Origin of the sequence: Parasynechococcus sp. (assembly GCF_042954325.1) — a bacterium.
GTDB lineage: Bacteria > Cyanobacteriota > Cyanobacteriia > PCC-6307 > Cyanobiaceae > Parasynechococcus.
This window is the reverse complement of record NZ_JBGKDS010000057.1, coordinates 1-15,369: the sequence shown is the minus strand read 5'-3', so window position 1 is coordinate 15,369 and position 15,369 is coordinate 1. Positions and strand designations below refer to the sequence as shown.

Annotated in this window: 12 protein-coding genes and 1 pseudogene; 6 read left to right on the top strand and 7 right to left on the bottom strand. The window is 61.3% G+C overall.

The window, feature by feature from the left end; all coding sequences use genetic code 11:
- Positions 1-365: 365 nt before the first annotated feature.
- Positions 366-860: a hypothetical protein gene (locus tag ACGVKB_RS08060; RefSeq protein ID WP_392350915.1), complete on the bottom strand. Its 495-nt coding sequence runs from the start codon at positions 858-860 to the stop codon at positions 366-368.
- 284 nt (positions 861-1,144) lie between these two features.
- Between ACGVKB_RS08060 and ACGVKB_RS08055 the strand changes: the two genes are divergently transcribed.
- Entirely contained in the window at positions 1,145-2,398 is a 1,254-nt protein-coding gene (locus tag ACGVKB_RS08055; protein WP_392350913.1) for a CHAT domain-containing protein, read from the top strand.
- Between the two features lie 28 nt (positions 2,399-2,426).
- On the opposite strand, the gene ndk is transcribed toward ACGVKB_RS08055, so the two are convergent.
- Positions 2,427-2,882 carry a nucleoside-diphosphate kinase gene (ndk, locus tag ACGVKB_RS08050; RefSeq protein ID WP_392350911.1) on the bottom strand — a complete coding sequence of 152 codons (456 nt, stop codon included), beginning with the start codon at positions 2,880-2,882 and terminating at the stop codon, positions 2,427-2,429.
- 107 nt (positions 2,883-2,989) lie between these two features.
- On the opposite strand from ndk, the gene speA reads away from it, so the two are divergent.
- On the top strand, positions 2,990-4,921 hold the full coding sequence (gene speA / locus ACGVKB_RS08045; protein ID WP_392350909.1) for a biosynthetic arginine decarboxylase: 1,932 nt from the start codon (positions 2,990-2,992) through the stop codon (positions 4,919-4,921).
- Complete coding sequence (locus tag ACGVKB_RS08040; protein WP_392350907.1) at positions 4,918-6,813, top strand: CHASE2 domain-containing protein; 1,896 nt, start codon at positions 4,918-4,920, stop codon at positions 6,811-6,813. Before speA ends, ACGVKB_RS08040 begins: the two co-directional genes overlap by 4 nt.
- Here the strand turns inward: ACGVKB_RS08040 and ACGVKB_RS08035 are convergent.
- From ACGVKB_RS08035 to ACGVKB_RS08020, 4 genes are all read right to left on the bottom strand, one after another.
- A complete protein-coding gene (locus tag ACGVKB_RS08035; RefSeq protein ID WP_392350905.1) occupies positions 6,767-7,399 on the bottom strand; it encodes a hypothetical protein in 633 nt (210 codons plus the stop codon). The two genes, ACGVKB_RS08040 and ACGVKB_RS08035, sit on opposite strands and share 47 nt — an antisense overlap.
- 58 nt (positions 7,400-7,457) lie before the next feature.
- Positions 7,458-8,975: a cyclic nucleotide-binding domain-containing protein gene (locus tag ACGVKB_RS08030; RefSeq protein ID WP_392350903.1), complete on the bottom strand. Its 1,518-nt coding sequence runs from the start codon at positions 8,973-8,975 to the stop codon at positions 7,458-7,460.
- A gap of 10 nt (positions 8,976-8,985) precedes the next feature.
- The gene (locus tag ACGVKB_RS08025; protein ID WP_392350901.1) at positions 8,986-9,336 is read right to left on the bottom strand and encodes a DUF3307 domain-containing protein; all 351 of its coding nucleotides are present in this window, start codon (positions 9,334-9,336) and stop codon (positions 8,986-8,988) included.
- Positions 9,337-9,418: 82 nt separating this feature from the next.
- Positions 9,419-10,114, bottom strand: a complete 696-nt coding sequence (locus tag ACGVKB_RS08020; RefSeq protein ID WP_392350917.1) for a Crp/Fnr family transcriptional regulator — start codon at positions 10,112-10,114, stop codon at positions 9,419-9,421.
- Positions 10,115-10,254: 140 nt separating this feature from the next.
- Here ACGVKB_RS08020 and ACGVKB_RS08015 point away from each other — a divergent pair, with 140 nt between their 5' ends.
- Positions 10,255-10,830, top strand: coding sequence for a cyclic nucleotide-binding domain-containing protein (locus ACGVKB_RS08015; protein WP_392350899.1), 576 nt, complete (start codon positions 10,255-10,257; stop codon positions 10,828-10,830).
- A gap of 108 nt (positions 10,831-10,938) precedes the next feature.
- Here ACGVKB_RS08015 and alaS read toward each other — a convergent pair whose 3' ends face one another.
- Entirely contained in the window at positions 10,939-13,608 is a 2,670-nt protein-coding gene (gene alaS, locus ACGVKB_RS08010) for an alanine--tRNA ligase (protein ID WP_392350897.1), read from the bottom strand.
- Between the two features lie 25 nt (positions 13,609-13,633).
- Here alaS and ACGVKB_RS08005 point away from each other — a divergent pair, with 25 nt between their 5' ends.
- Together ACGVKB_RS08005 and ACGVKB_RS08000 are read left to right on the top strand one after the other, a co-directional pair.
- Positions 13,634-14,050 carry a hypothetical protein gene (locus ACGVKB_RS08005; RefSeq protein ID WP_392350895.1) on the top strand — a complete coding sequence of 139 codons (417 nt, stop codon included), beginning with the start codon at positions 13,634-13,636 and terminating at the stop codon, positions 14,048-14,050.
- Positions 14,047-15,369, top strand: a pseudogene (locus ACGVKB_RS08000) (ATP-dependent helicase); the annotation flags it as partial. The gene ACGVKB_RS08005 and the pseudogene ACGVKB_RS08000, both read left to right, overlap by 4 nt.

Below are 15,369 nucleotides of genomic sequence, written 5' to 3'. Positions count from 1 at the left end.
TTGGAGCTGGGCTGGGTTGATACCTTCAAGACGGATGACAACCCGGGGCTCTGGACCAACTGGGTGTTAGGCCATGGACTGCACACCAAGCTCCGCTACACCTTCTGATCAGCCAGCCTGAGCTGATCAGCTTTCGACGCGCCAGGGTTGATCAGAGGGCGTCCAATCGTTCAGCTCATCGGGGCTGGAAAGCCTGGCCCGGGTGCCCTGCGACCAAATCTGTCGAGCGCTGTTCAGCCGGCAGACCTTGCTGGAATACCACCATGACGACTTGATATGGCGCTCATTGGGTCGCCTACAGATCGATGGACGCCTACAGAACGTGGACGTACTTGAACTGAACGGCGTACGACGCGCTGCCGGCTTCAGAACACACACCGCACCGGCAGACGATCCGGCCAAGAGCTGAGATCCAGAGGCGCAAGGTTGAAGTCCTGAATCAACCGCGCTTTGGCAACAGAGCCGTCACATCGGTTGGCAAGTGCCTGCAGTCGTTCCTGAAGGCTCAGATCCACCGGCGTGGGCTCAGCCAACAGCAAAGTGATGGCCGGTGGAGCATCAAAGCCCCCATCCCAGTTCAGGGGATCCACACCAGGCGGTGGCTCGATGCACTGGTAGCTGGATTCCCAGACGACTCCATCGGCCAACGGGGCACGAAACAGCGTGACGCCGACCGGCGAAGGATCGTGACGCATGCGTTGAACGTGATTCTTGGCACCGGCAACAGTGCCTGCTGAGACCAGACTTCTCAGATCCATGAGCAACGGCTTGGGAGCCTGAGTCGGACCCTGCAAGGTCCCCAGCAAGCGTTCTCCATCCGGAGCAAAAACGCTGTTCTGCGGCACGAGGTGAACCAGCAAGCGTGCGGTGCACTCACCACGCGTTCCCCCTCCCACTCGGCGCCCTGGAAAACTGGAACGAGGCTGTGAACTCGCGGCTGCAGGAAGCACGACGCCAAGCATCAGGACGCCTAGCAAACGCTTCAGCAGACCGGAACAGCCCATGACGCCAATACGCAAAGGAAACCCTTCTCGAAGGATCGTTGTTCGTCCACGGCAACCGGCTGCTCCTGTAACCAAAGACTTACAAAATCAATCAAGTCAGACAAGCAGAGCTAACCGAAGAAGACGTGCTGCCGCTGACCATGCGCAACAGGTTGACAACCCTTTCACTGGCCGTTGCCTTGGGATCTGGCTTGCTGCTGAGTGGCGGCCCTAGCCACGGTCAAACCTCTCCCGAGCTGACCAAGAAAGTGCTGCAGATGGAGCGGGATCGCGAAAAGGAATTTGAGGATTACTTCGGCGAAGACCTTGCATCAGTCAGCAAAACCGCTGATGAAACCGCCGCCGACCTGGAACGCCTCAGTGCCGAGACCGGTACCCGCTCAGCTCTGCTGTACGTAATTCCGCGGAAAACCCATCTGCACCTGGTGCTGATCCCCCCTAGCGGGACACCAATCGTGAAGGACTTCTACGACGTCACCGACCCGAAGCTGTTCGCCGTCTCCGGACAGTTTCACAAGGGCATCCTGCGGATGGATGCGGCCCAGAGCCAAACCAGCGGCCAACAGCTTTACGACTGGATCATCAAGCCCTATGAGCAGGAGCTGGCCGCTGCTGAGATCGATCTGCTGCTGTTCTGCCTGGGCGATGGGGTCAAGGATCTGGCCTTACCGGCCCTATCGAACAAAGGCACCTATCTGATCGAGACGTATGCCATGGCGCGGATCCCGGCATTCAATCTGATTGAGACGGAGTACAAGCCGTTTAAAAGCGGCCAACTGCTGGCCATGGGAGCCAGTCAATTTCAGGATCGATCGATCCCAGCCTTGCCAGGCACAAAGAAAGAAATCGCCGGCCTCAGCAAAAGCCTCAGCGCCACAGGCCGAGGCGACTGGAAGGTGACACGTCTGGAGAACCAGGCCTTCACGCAGAAACGCATCAACCAAAACCTGTCAAAACAACCCTTCTCGGCGCTGCACCTGAGCACCCACGCGCAATTCCAACCCGGCAAAGTCGAATCGTCTTATATCCAACTTTGGGATCAAAAACTGACACTCAATGCCCTCAATGCGATCGACTGGGACCAATCCAAAGCGGATTTGATCGTTCTTAGTGCCTGTCAAACCGCTTTAGGTGACACTGACGCCGCCAACGGCTTTGCAGGGCTCGCCCTCAAGGCCGGCATCCCATCCGCCATCGGCACGCTGTGGTCGATCAACGATCAATCGACCACAGATTTGATGAAGGCTTTCTACAGCGAACTGCCGGAAAGTCGCACCAAAGCTCAGGCCCTTCAATCAGCGCAAGTGGCGGCAATCCACGGTTCTGGCAGCTCAATCGCCATGAAAGCTCCCTACTACTGGGCAGGCTTCAGCCTGATCAGCACACCGTGGTGAGCGGATCAGGCTGAAGCGGTCGGTCCGCTCAGGACTCGACGCGCCAGGTTTGATCAGAGGGAGTCCAATCGTTCAGCTCATCGGGGCTGAACCAGAGGCCGATCTCAAAAGCAGCCGTCTCCGGAGCATCGGAGCCGTGGATCACGTTGCGACCGATATTCACAGCCAGATCACCGCGGATGGTGCCGGGCTCAGCCTCGAGGGGCTTGGTGGCACCGATCAGCTTGCGCGCACTCGCGATCACGCCATCGCCTTCCCACACCATGGCGACCACCGGGCCGGAGGTGATGAAGTCCACCAAACCAGCGAAAAACGGACGCTCTTTGTGCACGCCGTAGTGCTGCTCCGCCAAGGCGCGACTTGGTGTGATCTGCTTCAGGCCGACCAGCTTGAAGCCCTTGCGCTCGAAACGACCCAAGATCTCGCCCACGAGTCCGCGCTGGACACCGTCGGGCTTGATCGCAACGAAAGAGCGTTCGGCCATGGAAAAAGCTTCAGAGTCTGGACATCGTCTGCGGCGAACCCACCGCTTGGCAAGCACAGCCGCAGAGGCAGTCCCTAAATTTCAGTCATTCAGTGGGTTGAGGGTTCATGGTTCTGGCCGAAACCGATCGGTCCTGGTCCGTGTCCCGCAGTGCCGAGCTGTACGGGCTCGAACGATGGGGTGAGCCGTATTTCTCCATCAACAGCCGCGGCCATGTGGTGGTGCAACCCCGCGGCGATCGGGGTGGATCCCTCGATCTTGTGGACCTTGTCCAAGGCCTCGCTGCACGGGACCTGCACCCGCCCCTGCTGATCCGCTTCGACGACATCCTCGAAGACCGTCTGGAGCGGCTCCACGCGGCCTTCGAGCGAGCCATTTCCCTGTACGACTACGACGGTCGCTATCAGGGCGTCTTTCCGATCAAGTGCAACCAGCAACGTCATGTGGTGGAGCACCTGGTGGACAGCGGTCAACGCTGGAGCTTCGGGCTGGAAGCCGGCAGCAAAGCTGAACTGTTGATCGCCCTGGCCCTGATCAAGGATCAGCAGGCCCTTTTGATCTGCAACGGCTACAAAGACCGCCGCTACATCGAGACGGCCATCCTGGCGCGACGTCTTGGCCACCAACCGGTGGTGGTGATCGAGCAGGCCGATGAAATCCAACGCATCATCGAGGCCAGCAAGGAGTTAGGGGCCTCTCCCTTTATCGGTATTCGCGCCAAGCTCTCCAGCCGCAGCACCGGCCGCTGGGGCAGTTCCGTCGGAAGCCGCGCCAAATTCGGCCTGGATCTGACCGAAATGCTCCAGACCGTTCAAGCCCTGGACCAAGCCGGACTGCTGCAGGACCTCCGACTCCTGCACTTCCACATCGGCAGCCAGATCAACGACATCGCTGTGCTGAAGGACGCCCTCCAGGAGGCTGGGCAGATCTACGTGGAGCTCACACGCCTCGGAGCCCCGATGGGCTTCCTCGACGTTGGCGGCGGGCTTGGCATCGACTACGACGGCAGCCGTACCGCGAGCTCGGCATCGACCAACTACTCGCTGCAGAACTACGCCAATGACGTGGTCGCCACCATCCGCGAATGCTGCGTTCCCTTAGGGGTGCCGGTGCCCACCCTGGTGAGTGAGAGCGGACGCGCCCTGGCCAGCCACTTCTCCGTGCTGGTATTCAACGTGCTGGGCTGCAGTCGGCCGCCTGATGGGGAACCCTCCTCAGAGGCGGATGAGCCGCTTCCTGTCGCGAACCTGCGTGAAACCCTTCAGAGAATCCGTCAGCTGGATTCGACGGAACCCTCCTTGCTGCAGGAGGCCTGGAATGACGCGATCAAATTCCGAGACGATGCCCTGGCGGCCTTCCGTCTGGGTTACATCCGTCTGAACCAACGGGCGATGGCGGAGCAGCTCAGCTGGAGTTGTGCCAAAGAAATCAGTACGCGGCTGCCCACCGACGAACCGATCCATGAAGACCTGCGGGGCTTACAACGCGCCCTGGCCTGGACCTACTACGCCAATCTGTCGGTGTTCCGGTCCGCACCGGACACCTGGGCCATCGATCAGCTCTTCCCAGTGATGCCGATCCATCGCCTCAATGAATGCCCCAGCGAACTGGGGCAGTTCGCCGACCTCACCTGCGATTCAGACGGCAAGCTGTCGCGCTTCATCGACCGGGGGAGCGAGAAGTCACTGTTGGAACTGCATCCACTGCATGACGGTGAGCCCTACTGGATCGGCATGTTCCTTGGCGGTGCCTATCAAGAAGTGATGGGCAATTTGCACAACCTGTTCGGCAGCACCAATGCCGTTCACGTGCGCCTCAATCCCCGAGGAAGTGGATACCTGCTCGATCACGTGCTCAAAGGCGACACCAATGCCGATGTGCTCGAGGAAATGCAGCATGATCCCGAGCTCATCCTGGAGCGGCTGCGGCAGTCCTCCGAGACAGCGATTCAACAGGGGAGCTTGCAGATTGAGGAGGCTCGTCTGCTGATGAGTCATCTCAAGACCAGCCTCGGCCAAACCACTTATCTCGAGGGATGAAGACCCAGCTACGCGAGTTTTTAACCCAGTCAGTCGGGCCTTACCTCGCCGCCGCTGCTGTGCTGGTTTTACTCCGCAGCATGGGTCTCGCCCAGACCATCGATCTGGTCCTGTACGACCTGATCACCAACCAACGGCCGCAGGGCTCTGGAAGGGACACCCCGATCACCCTTGTCGGGATCGAAGAGAGCGACATTCAGCGCTTCGGCTGGCCGATCGACGATGGTCTGTTCTGCAAGGCGATCGACACACTTGAGGCCCAAGGGGTCCAGGCGATTGGTTTTGACCTCTACCGCGACAAAGGGGTCGGACCGAATCAAGAGTGTCTCCGCGACCGCTTCCGCAACCAACCGACGTTGGTGTCCATCTTCAATGTGGCCGCCGGGATCCCTGCGGTGCCTGGAACGCCGATTGAGCGCCAGTCTTACAACGACATGAGCCTCGATGCCGACGGTGTGATGCGACGTGATCTGGTGCATGTCACCGGTCAGGACGAAGCCACGGTTTCATTCCCGATGCGGGTGCTGGAAGTCGCCACCGGGGATCGTTCCATCCGAACAGCGATTGATGCAGGAACCCATCGCGATGCCTGGCTCACGGCCAATGGTGGTGGCTACCACAACGCAATCGATGCAGGGCTGGGCTTCCAACGTCTGCTCCAGTTCCGTGAACCGGGGAGTTACCCGATGGTCTCCCTCGCTGCGTTGCTCGAGGGCAACGTGCAAGACCACTTGATCCAGGACCGGATCGTCTTAATCGGCAGCACGGCCCCCTCCCTGCGTGACCTGTTTGAGGTCCCCCATACCCGCTTCCATCGCGGCGACAGCCTCTTTCGTGTGGCTGGCTTGGAGATCCACGCCAACCGTCTGGCGACCTTGATCGATCACCACAACGGCGAGATCAACCAAGGCTGGATCATGCCTGGATGGGGCAATCTGATCCTGGTGTTGAGCTTGGCCGGCATCGGACTGGTCCTGGGGGAAAAGGTTCCAAGCCAACGCCTGAGCGTCCTGATCGTTGTGAGCCTCGCCGGCGGAGTCGCCGCTGGATTGAGCCTTCTGCTCTGGAATCACGTCTGGATCGGAATGGCGATGCCACTCACCGGGCTGCTGAGCATGGGCGGTGCGGCATGGTTACGGCGCGGGGCCGTCAGCCAACAGCATTCCCACCAGATCCGACGGCTGCTCGGTCAGACCACCTCACCGGCTGTCGCTCAGCAGCTCTGGGAACAGCGGGATGAACTGCTCAGCAACGGTCGTTTTCAAGGCCAACAGCTGCCGATCACCGTTCTGTTCACCGACACGGCTTCGTTCACCTCTGTTTCCGAAGGCCTCAGCCCCCGGGAATTAATGGACTGGCTGAACCGCGGCATGGAAATCTGCATCCCGGCTGTTACCCAACGCGGTGGGATGGTGAACAAGTTCACCGGCGACGGCATGCTTGCGGTGTTCGGCGTGCCCCTGGCGGGCGACCCCTCTGCGGAAGCGGAAGCAGCCATCGAAGCCGCTCAGGAGATCAAGGTGGGCCTGGAGGCCCTCAATGCCCAACTTCGGGCAGAGGCTGCACCCACCATGCGCGTGCGGATGGGCATCCATTCGGGAGAGGCCCTGGTGGGATCGATGGGCAGTGCGGAACGGATCGAATACGCCGTGATCGGCGATGCCGTGAACTGTGCGTCAAGGCTCGAAAGCCTCGAGAAAAACCGTCATCACGGCGTCCTACGGGTGCTGATCTCGAGCACAACGCTGAAGCTGCTTCGACCCGACTTCATCAAGGGGCTCCAGCTCGAAGACTGGGGATCCGTTCAGGTCAAGGGGCGTGAACAGACCCTGGATGTGAGCGAACTCAAGATGGACAACGCACAGGCAACTGCTGAGGCCACTCCTCGGTGACCAGATCAGCCAAGCCAAACTGCGCGAGTGTTTCCTTCGCGGGAACTGTCGCGCCACAACGCAGGCGGAGGGAGCTCAGCACGCTCTGGACCAACTGATCACTGGCCTCAGCCTCCGGCAGCAGCAAGCTCAAGGCTGGTGGTGAGGATGACTGCACAAACGACAGCGGATCAGCGCCACCCGAAGCATCGGCGGAACTGCAGTCAAAACTGGATTCCCAGACCGTTGACGTCGCGACCGCGGCACCACTGATCAGGGTGAGTCCAGCTGATGCCGCCTGCAGGGTTTGACGGGTCGGGACACCACCAGCCTCAGGCTCAAAACGCATCGTGAGGCTGACCGGATTCACCGTCGGCCCCTGCACCAGAGCCAATGTCCCATCAGCACCAGGTGCAAAGACACTGCTCTCAGGAACCAGGTGCACCAGGGTCCGCGCATTGCATTCGCCTCGGGTGCCCCCGCCCACTCGGCGGCCGGGGAAGGTGCTGCGGGGATTGGTCTGGGCCTCGAGGGACGCACCATGCCCGAGAACCAGAGCGGCGGAGGCCGTCACAGCACACGCCGCTTTGAAGGACAAACCCTGCATGGTCGGAACAGACGCCGCTCTCAATCCAGCCTGGCAAAAACACCAGGACCTGTCCAAATCAATCCATCAAAAACAAACGACTGAACGTGCGTTGGATGCGCTCCACCAAGTCCACCTGGAACGCTTTTGTTTCATCCGCTGTGAACTGACGATGGGCCGCTTCCCGCGCAGCCATCACCTCCGCAAACGCAGCCATTGCCGCGTCATTACTGCGAAACAGTTCATGAATCCGATGCTGACTAATTTCCTGAAGCACCACGTGGCCAACCGCCTGAATCGAGGCACTGCGTGGAGCATCCGTCAATGCCGCAACCTCACCAAAGACTTCTCCTTCCGTGAGTTGTGCGATCTCAATCAACTCATTGTGCTCCGAGTTAGATCCCGACCGAACCAAAACGGAACACACACCCTCGAGCAAGACATACATCGAACCACCGACATCCCCTTGAACAACGATCGGCTCCGTATGCCCAAAGGACAACACCGGATCCAAAGCGACAATCGTCCTGATTTCAGCATCGGACAATGCGGACATCAAAGGCACGGAGCGCAGCACCCGAAAACTCTCCTCCTGCATGATGTTTTGCCGATCCGATTGCACGCGACTCGATGAGCGATGGGTTCGCAAGTCGACCACCGGGAATGGAATGGAATAGCCGGCACGCTCAACGGCATACCAAACACTGGAGAAGATCTCCGTTTTCATCCGTCCTCGAGAGGCAAAATCACGAACAAAAAACCGCAACACATAGGTGATGGAGGAGTCTGCAAAGGATGAGATGTAGATCTGACTCGACGACGGATCCACAACCCCGCGATGTCCATCCAGGACAGCATGCATCAACGCAATGGCCTCACCAGGCGGCATGTCATAGGGCAGGCCCACTTCAATGTCCAGGCGATAACGCGTTGCCGTTGGCCTGGAAAAGTTGATAATTTTTCCGCTATCAATCAATGAATTCGGAAGAACTACCAAGCGATCATTGAGATCATCATAGAGATATGTGCTGTTCCAAGACACATTGTCAACGCGTCCAATATTGCCATCAATCTCGACCCAATCTCCAACCCTGAACTGTCGTTCAACCTGAACCGTCAACGCCGATGAGATGTTGCTGACTTGGGAGGCAGAACCAGGGCCCACCACAAAAGCCAAACCACCCAGCACCGCCGCCGAGCCCAAGGTGGTGAGCAAGCCCTGAGTTTTCATCTGCGCGGCCACCACCAGCAGGGCCGCCATCACCAACGCAAGATCCTTGAGGATGCGCGGAGGCGAGACACCCCGGCGACTCAGCCGTTCCAGCACGATCCAAATGAGATCCAGCAGGATCTCCACCAACGCCACGTAAAACGCAGCGATCTCCACCAGGCGGACCCAGTTGAACAGATCACCCTGCAGGCCAAAACCAAGCAGAATCCGGCTCAACACGGCCGCTGTCAGCGACACCCGGAAGAAAACCATTCCAGGAATCCAGCGGCTGTAGCGCCAGCTCTGAAGCACCCGAACCCGACCCAGCACAAAGGTCAGGACCCAAAGCAGGGTCAACAGGACCACAGATCCGACAAGGGAGGGCAACGCAGGCATCTCAGGCCAAAGCGATGACCAGCGACGCCCAGATCAGCTTGCACCCCCAGTGCAGACCCTGATCAATCAGCAACGAATAGTGCAAACGGCATTTGCCGTAATCGATCAAGGCGTGGGTGACCCATTCCGCAAGACCGAGCAGGGGCACGCCCGTGATCACCGCAACCAGAAAACCATGGGTGGCGGCATGGGCAGACAGCCACCAGCGCCAATTGAGAATGACGTCCTTACCGGGGCACTTCTCCACCGCCATTCGATCGGTTTGGAGCGAGAAATCCGCCACGAAATGCCCCATCAGCAGCAACAGGATCAACTGGAGAGGTTGATCCGCAGGGACAGCTGCAGCGAGCATCCAGCCTCAGGATTACTGAAATCCATCGTGGCCGATCCAGGCAGGAATTCAACAGGCCCTTGGCCTGGCTCCTCGCTTTGACCTATCCACGTGGAAGCAGTCCCCGCTTGATCAACGGCTCGAGATCAACCAACTGCAGACCACCGGCCTGGGTGTCGGTCACCGTGCCGCGGGCGCGCAGTTTGCTCAACGTCCGCGAGGCGGTCTCCCGAGCCAGACCGGCGATCAAAGCGATCTCCTTTTGCGGCAAAGCAGGGATCTCCGCCGTTGCATCGCCATCTGGAGCACTCTTGCGCGCCAGATACGCCAAAGAATCGAGCAGACGCGCTGTGGCGTCAGCACTCTGCAAAGCAAAACGCTGGTTCAGGTCACGGAGCCGGGATGCTTCCAACCGAGCCAACGCCAAGGCGAAGGCGGACTGCTCCTGCAACAACGCCGTGAAAGGCGCCGCCCGCAACTTGACCAGCTCCAAGGAGCTGAGAGCCACGACATCGGCAGAGCGGGCGGCCCCATCGAGTGCCGCCATCTCACCAAAAACGTCTCCAGCACCGAGCACAGACATCACCACCTCATCACCGTCGGCGGTGTAGGTGCGCACCTTGGCCAAACCGGAGAGGAGCAGGAAAACCGATTCACCCCAGTCCTGCTCCATCACGAACACTTGATCGGGAGCATGGCTGCTTTGGAGATGGCGGTTCAGCAGCTGCTCACAGTTCTCCTCACTTAGGCCGGAAAAGAGCGTGAGGCTCTGCAGCTGCTCTGATGTAAAAGCGGCCATACCTGCGCCGATGGACGTCCCTACCAAAGCTGGAGCTGAGCGGAACCGCAACACTCCCGACCGACATCCAGCCGAACCCCATTCGCCGTAGCCGAACAGCAGCGGGCAGAGCAGGATGAGATCACGCCGCAGGGCCGTTGATGTGGGGGATCGAAACGCAGCGCACCATGGTGCGAGAGCGGATGAAGCTGCTACTGGCGGCCCATGACAGCGACATCGTGACCGAAACCTTCACCGCCGAAGCCGGCGAACTGTTGCTGCGCCAAGGAGAGCCCGCCAAACGCGTCCTTCTGCTCACCGCAGGCAGCGTGGCGATCCAGATCCGACAAAACGACGAGACACCCCACACCCTGGCCGTTGTGGAAGCAGAAGAACTCCTGGGGGAGATGGGACTGTTCGGCAATGGCCTGCACTCCGCCGATGTCAGGGTGCTCGGTGGGCCTGCAACGTTGGTCGCCGTCGCCGGCGATCATCTCCTTCAAGCCATGCTGTTTGACACCGATTTGTCGATCGAACTGCTGCGGCTGAGCAGTCAGCGCTGCCTCCAGGGGAACGAGTTGGTGGGCCACCTACTCGATGGAATCCAAGCCGCAGCGAGCGGAGATCACAGCCTTCTCGCACAGAGCTGTTCAGCCCTTCGCCAGCATCGCCATTCGATCGCCGAGGCCGCCGATCAACTGGAAGCCCTACAACAATCACCGCCAATATCGCCTTGAAAGCGCACTCAGCGCAGGCCGCAATTGTATTTCCAACAACGTCCTCAAGGCTTAAACACAGGGACAAAACAAAGTCGTCGAAGGTCACTGAACCTCCGGCCAATCGCGTCAAACCGCCTCAAGCGCTGAGTTGAGTTCAGTTCGAGCCTGCTCCAGCGCTCCATCCAGGGCCGCACCATCGCGGCCTCCGGCCTGCGCCAGGTTCGGACGCCCGCCACCACCGCCGCCGCACAGCTTGGCGATGCCACCGATGAACTTACCGGCCTGAAGCTTGGCGGCGATGACCTCCTTGCCAAAGGCTGCCACCAGGATCACCTTGCCCTGATCGGCAGGGTCCGGCAGGCCACCCAGCACCACCGCCGCCGCATCCCCCAGCTGTTCAGCAAGGCTCTGCGCCGCTCCCTGCAGACCAGCCCCATCCACCGCATCGAGACGTTCCACCAGCAGCTGATAGTCACCGCAGGCCACAGCCTTGGCCGCCAAGGCGGCTGACTTGGCGACCGCCAGCTCCGCCTGGGCCGCCGCCAAAGCCTTGCCTGTGGCCTTGAGCTCGTCCTGCAAAGCCATCACCCGGTCGACGATTTCACCGGGCTGGGCCTTGAAACGATCCCCCAGCTGCTTCACCACGGCATCACGCTCATTGAGATAAGGCAGCACCGCAGCGCCGGCCACCGCCTCAATGCGGCGGATCCCAGCGGCAACACCGCTTTCAGCGACGACCTTGAACAATCCGATCTCGGCGGTGTTGGCCACATGGGTACCACCGCACAGTTCCATCGACACCCCGGGCACGTCGACGACACGCACCACATCGGCGTATTTCTCGCCAAACATCGCCACAGCCCCAGCCGCCTTGGCCTGATCGATCGCCATCTCTTGCACCTCGAGGCGATGGGCCGCACTGATCCAGCCATTAATCAACGTTTCGATCTGGGCCAGCTGATCGGCACTCACGGCCTTGGGGCAATGGAAGTCGAAGCGAAGGCGATCGAAATCCACCAGGGAACCGGCCTGACCGATGCCCGGATCCACCACCTGCTTGAGCGCAGCCTGGAGGAGGTGGGTGGCGGTGTGATTCGCCTGAGCCCGACGCCGGCACGCGCGATCCACCTGGGCCGTGACCCCATCCCCTACGGCCAGCTGACCCCGTTCCACCCGACCGGCATGGACGAACACGTCACGGGTTCGGCTGACCGACTCGATCGCGACAATCACATCCTTGCCGGTGAACACCCCGCGGTCGCCGACCTGGCCGCCGCCCTCTCCATAAAACGGCGTGGCATCCAGCACGATCTGCACCGCATCCCCGGCTGAGGCCACGGTCGCTGGTTCGCCATTCACCACCAAGGCCTGCACCGTGCTGGTTTGGTCGAGGGCGTCATAACCATTGAAGGTGGTGGCGCTTTGCTCGGAGGCCACCTGATCGATGGCGTCCTGCAGGGTGAGGTCAATGCTCACCGCCGCGGCCTTCGCCCGCTGACGCTGCTCCTCCATCGCCGCCTCAAAGCCGGCGAGATCCACCGTGAGTCCCTGCTCTTCAGCGATCTCCTGGGTCAGCTCCAGCGGGAAGCCATAGGTGTCGTACAGCTCAAAGGCCTGGGCACCGGAAATCTGGCTGGGCTTGCTGGCCAACACCTCCGCCAGCAGCTTCTCGCCGCGCTCAAGGGTTTCCAGAAAACGGGCTTCCTCACGCTGGAGTTCGTCCAGGATCACCTCCTGACGTTCCACCACACTGGGGTGGGCGCCCTTCAGCAGGGCAATCGCCGCCTCACCCATCGTGACCAGGAACGGCTTGGTGATGCCGAGCAAGCGTCCATGGCGCACCACGCGGCGCAGCAGACGCCGCAGGATGTAGCCACGGCCGAGATTGCTGGCGGTTACTCCATCGCAGATCAATTGGGTGACCGCCCGGCTGTGGTCTCCGATCACCTTGAGCGACGTCTTGCCCTTGTCGTCGAGGTGGTGGTAGTCGACCCCCGCCAGATCCGCTGCTGCCTTGATCAGCGGGAAGATCAGATCGGTTTCGTAGTTATTGGGAACCTTCTGGAGGATCTGGGCCATCCGCTCCAGCCCCATCCCCGTATCGATGTTGCGGTTCGCCAGCGGCGTGAGGGTGCCCTCAGCGTCGCGGTTGTACTGCATAAACACGAGGTTGTAGAACTCGATGAAACGGTCGTCGTCCTCGAGATCGATGCCGTCATCCCCCAGCTCTGGCTTGAAGTCGTAATAGATCTCGGAACAGGGGCCGCAGGGACCGGTGGGGCCGGAGGCCCAGAAGTTGTCCGCTTCATCCATGCGGATGATCCGCTTGGGGTTCACCCCCACCACCTCGCGCCAGATCTGCTCCGCTTCGTCGTCCTCGCGGAAGACGCTCACCACAAGATTCTTCGGGTCGATGCCGTAGACCTGCGTACTCAGCTCCCAGGCCCACTCGATCGCCTGCTGCTTGAAATAATCCCCAAAGGAAAAATTGCCGAGCATCTCGAAGAACGTGTGATGCCGGGCCGTGCGGCCCACGTTCTCGATGTCGTTGGTGCGAATGCACTTCTGGGAGCTGGTGGCCCGTGGCGCCGGCCGCTCCTGCTGACCGAGGAACACCGGCTTGAACGGCAACATGCCGGCAATCGTGAGCAACACCGTCGGGTCCTCGGGGATCAACGAGGCACTGGCCATGCGCTTGTGCCCACGCTCGGCGTAAAAGTTCAGGAAAGCCTCGCGGATCTCCTCACCGCTGCGGGGAGCGGACGCTGCAGAAGACGACGATGCGGCGGCGGCCATGGAACAAGACGGGGATCCTGCCGTCATGATCGCCCGAGAGCCTCCGCCATCCGTGGCTGAACAGCCGAACACGTCCGAGTCACGGGCCCAGCTGCGTCTGCAGTCGATTGCCTGGGCTGTGCTGGCCGGCCTGATGGCTGGACTGATCGGCCTGATCTGGGGACTGGAGCCCGCCGTGCGGTCCGGCGGCTGTGGCTTGTTCTATGGCCTGCTGGCCTTTCACCTGCAACGGGTCGATCCGAATGACAGCCACCTGCAGGCGGGCCTGGTCGGTGCCGTGTGTGGCATCCGCAGCCTGGGAATGGCCGTACCCCTTGACAACTGGCACGCCGATGGCCTGACATCAATATGTATGCAGTTCTTTCAGGCTTGGCTGCCGCTGATCGGTAGCGCTCTCCTGCTCCAAGGACTGGATCGTTTCTGTTCTGCGTCGCGGCCATGAGCCTGCTGCACGCCACCTGGCTTCCAGCCATCCGTTCTTCCTCCAGCTCAGGTCAGCCCGCTTTGCTGATCTGGGCGGATACCTGGCGTGTGGCCCAACCCGAAGGGCCGGGAATGACCCCCGCCCTGCATCCCTTCACGCTGGCCAGCGACGACCTCAAGGCTTGGCTGAACGAACGAGATCTGCTGCCCAGCTCCAGCATTGATGCCACCGCGTGCCTGACCCTGCCGAGCCGGACGGTCAAGCCCCGCAAAAGCCGCAGCAAAACCAGCGCGCCGTCCAGCGGCGACGAGCCCGGCTGGACCGGGCTGCCCATGCAGGCCGGGGAACCGATTCCCAAGCAAACCGAATGGTGGCCCTGGCAGGTGCAGGGGCTGGCCGTGGATCCCACCGCCGCCACCGATTGGCTGTCCCGACTGCCCCTCTCCGGAAGCCATCCCGATCTGGCCGATGAATTGCGCTGGTGGAGTCACCTGCAGCGCTGGGCCCTCAGCCTGGTGGCCCGCGGGCGCTGGATTCCGCAAGTGGAACTGAGCAAAGGCGAGGGTTACCCCCACCGGGCCCGTTGGGTGCCGCTGCTCAATCGGGAAGAGGACCGCCGCCGACTTGAGGACCTCGCCAACTGCCTGCCTCTGGTCGCCACCTGTGCCCTGCCCTGGCGCGAACCGATGGGGCGACGCAGCAACCGCACCACGCGGCTGCGGCCCGAAGCCATGCGTGCCGCCAACCCAGTGGCCTGCTGCCGACCGCGCAGCGGCCGCCTGCGGGTGGCGACGTTGCTGGAGGACCTGGTGGATGCCCAGCTGCGCAAGGATTTCCAGCCGAACCCAGACGGCCTCGATCCACTGCTGACGCGCTGGCAAGAGGCGCTGGGATCGGACACCGGCGTGATCGAGATCGGGGAAGAGGAGGCCGAACGCCTGGCCGCAGCAAGCCACCACTGGCGAGAAGGGATCGCCAGGGACTTCGCCGCAGCCCGCACCTGCCTGGAACTGTTCACCCCACCGGAAGGCGAAGACCTCTGGGACCTGCGCTTTGCCCTGCAAGCGGAAGCCGACCCCAGCCTGAAGCTGCCGGCCGCCGCCGCCTGGGCCTCGGGCGCCAGCCAGCTGCAACTCGGTGAAATCACGGTGGAGCAACCCGGTGAGGTGCTGCTGGAGGGGCTTGGCCGCGCCCTAGCGGTGTTCCCGGCGATTGAACGGGGCCTGGAAAGTGCCACGCCCGAAGCGATGCAACTCACCCCAGCCGAAGCCTTCGTGCTGGTGAGGACCGCCGCCCATCAACTGCGGGATGCCGGCGTTGGTGTTGAACTGCCACCG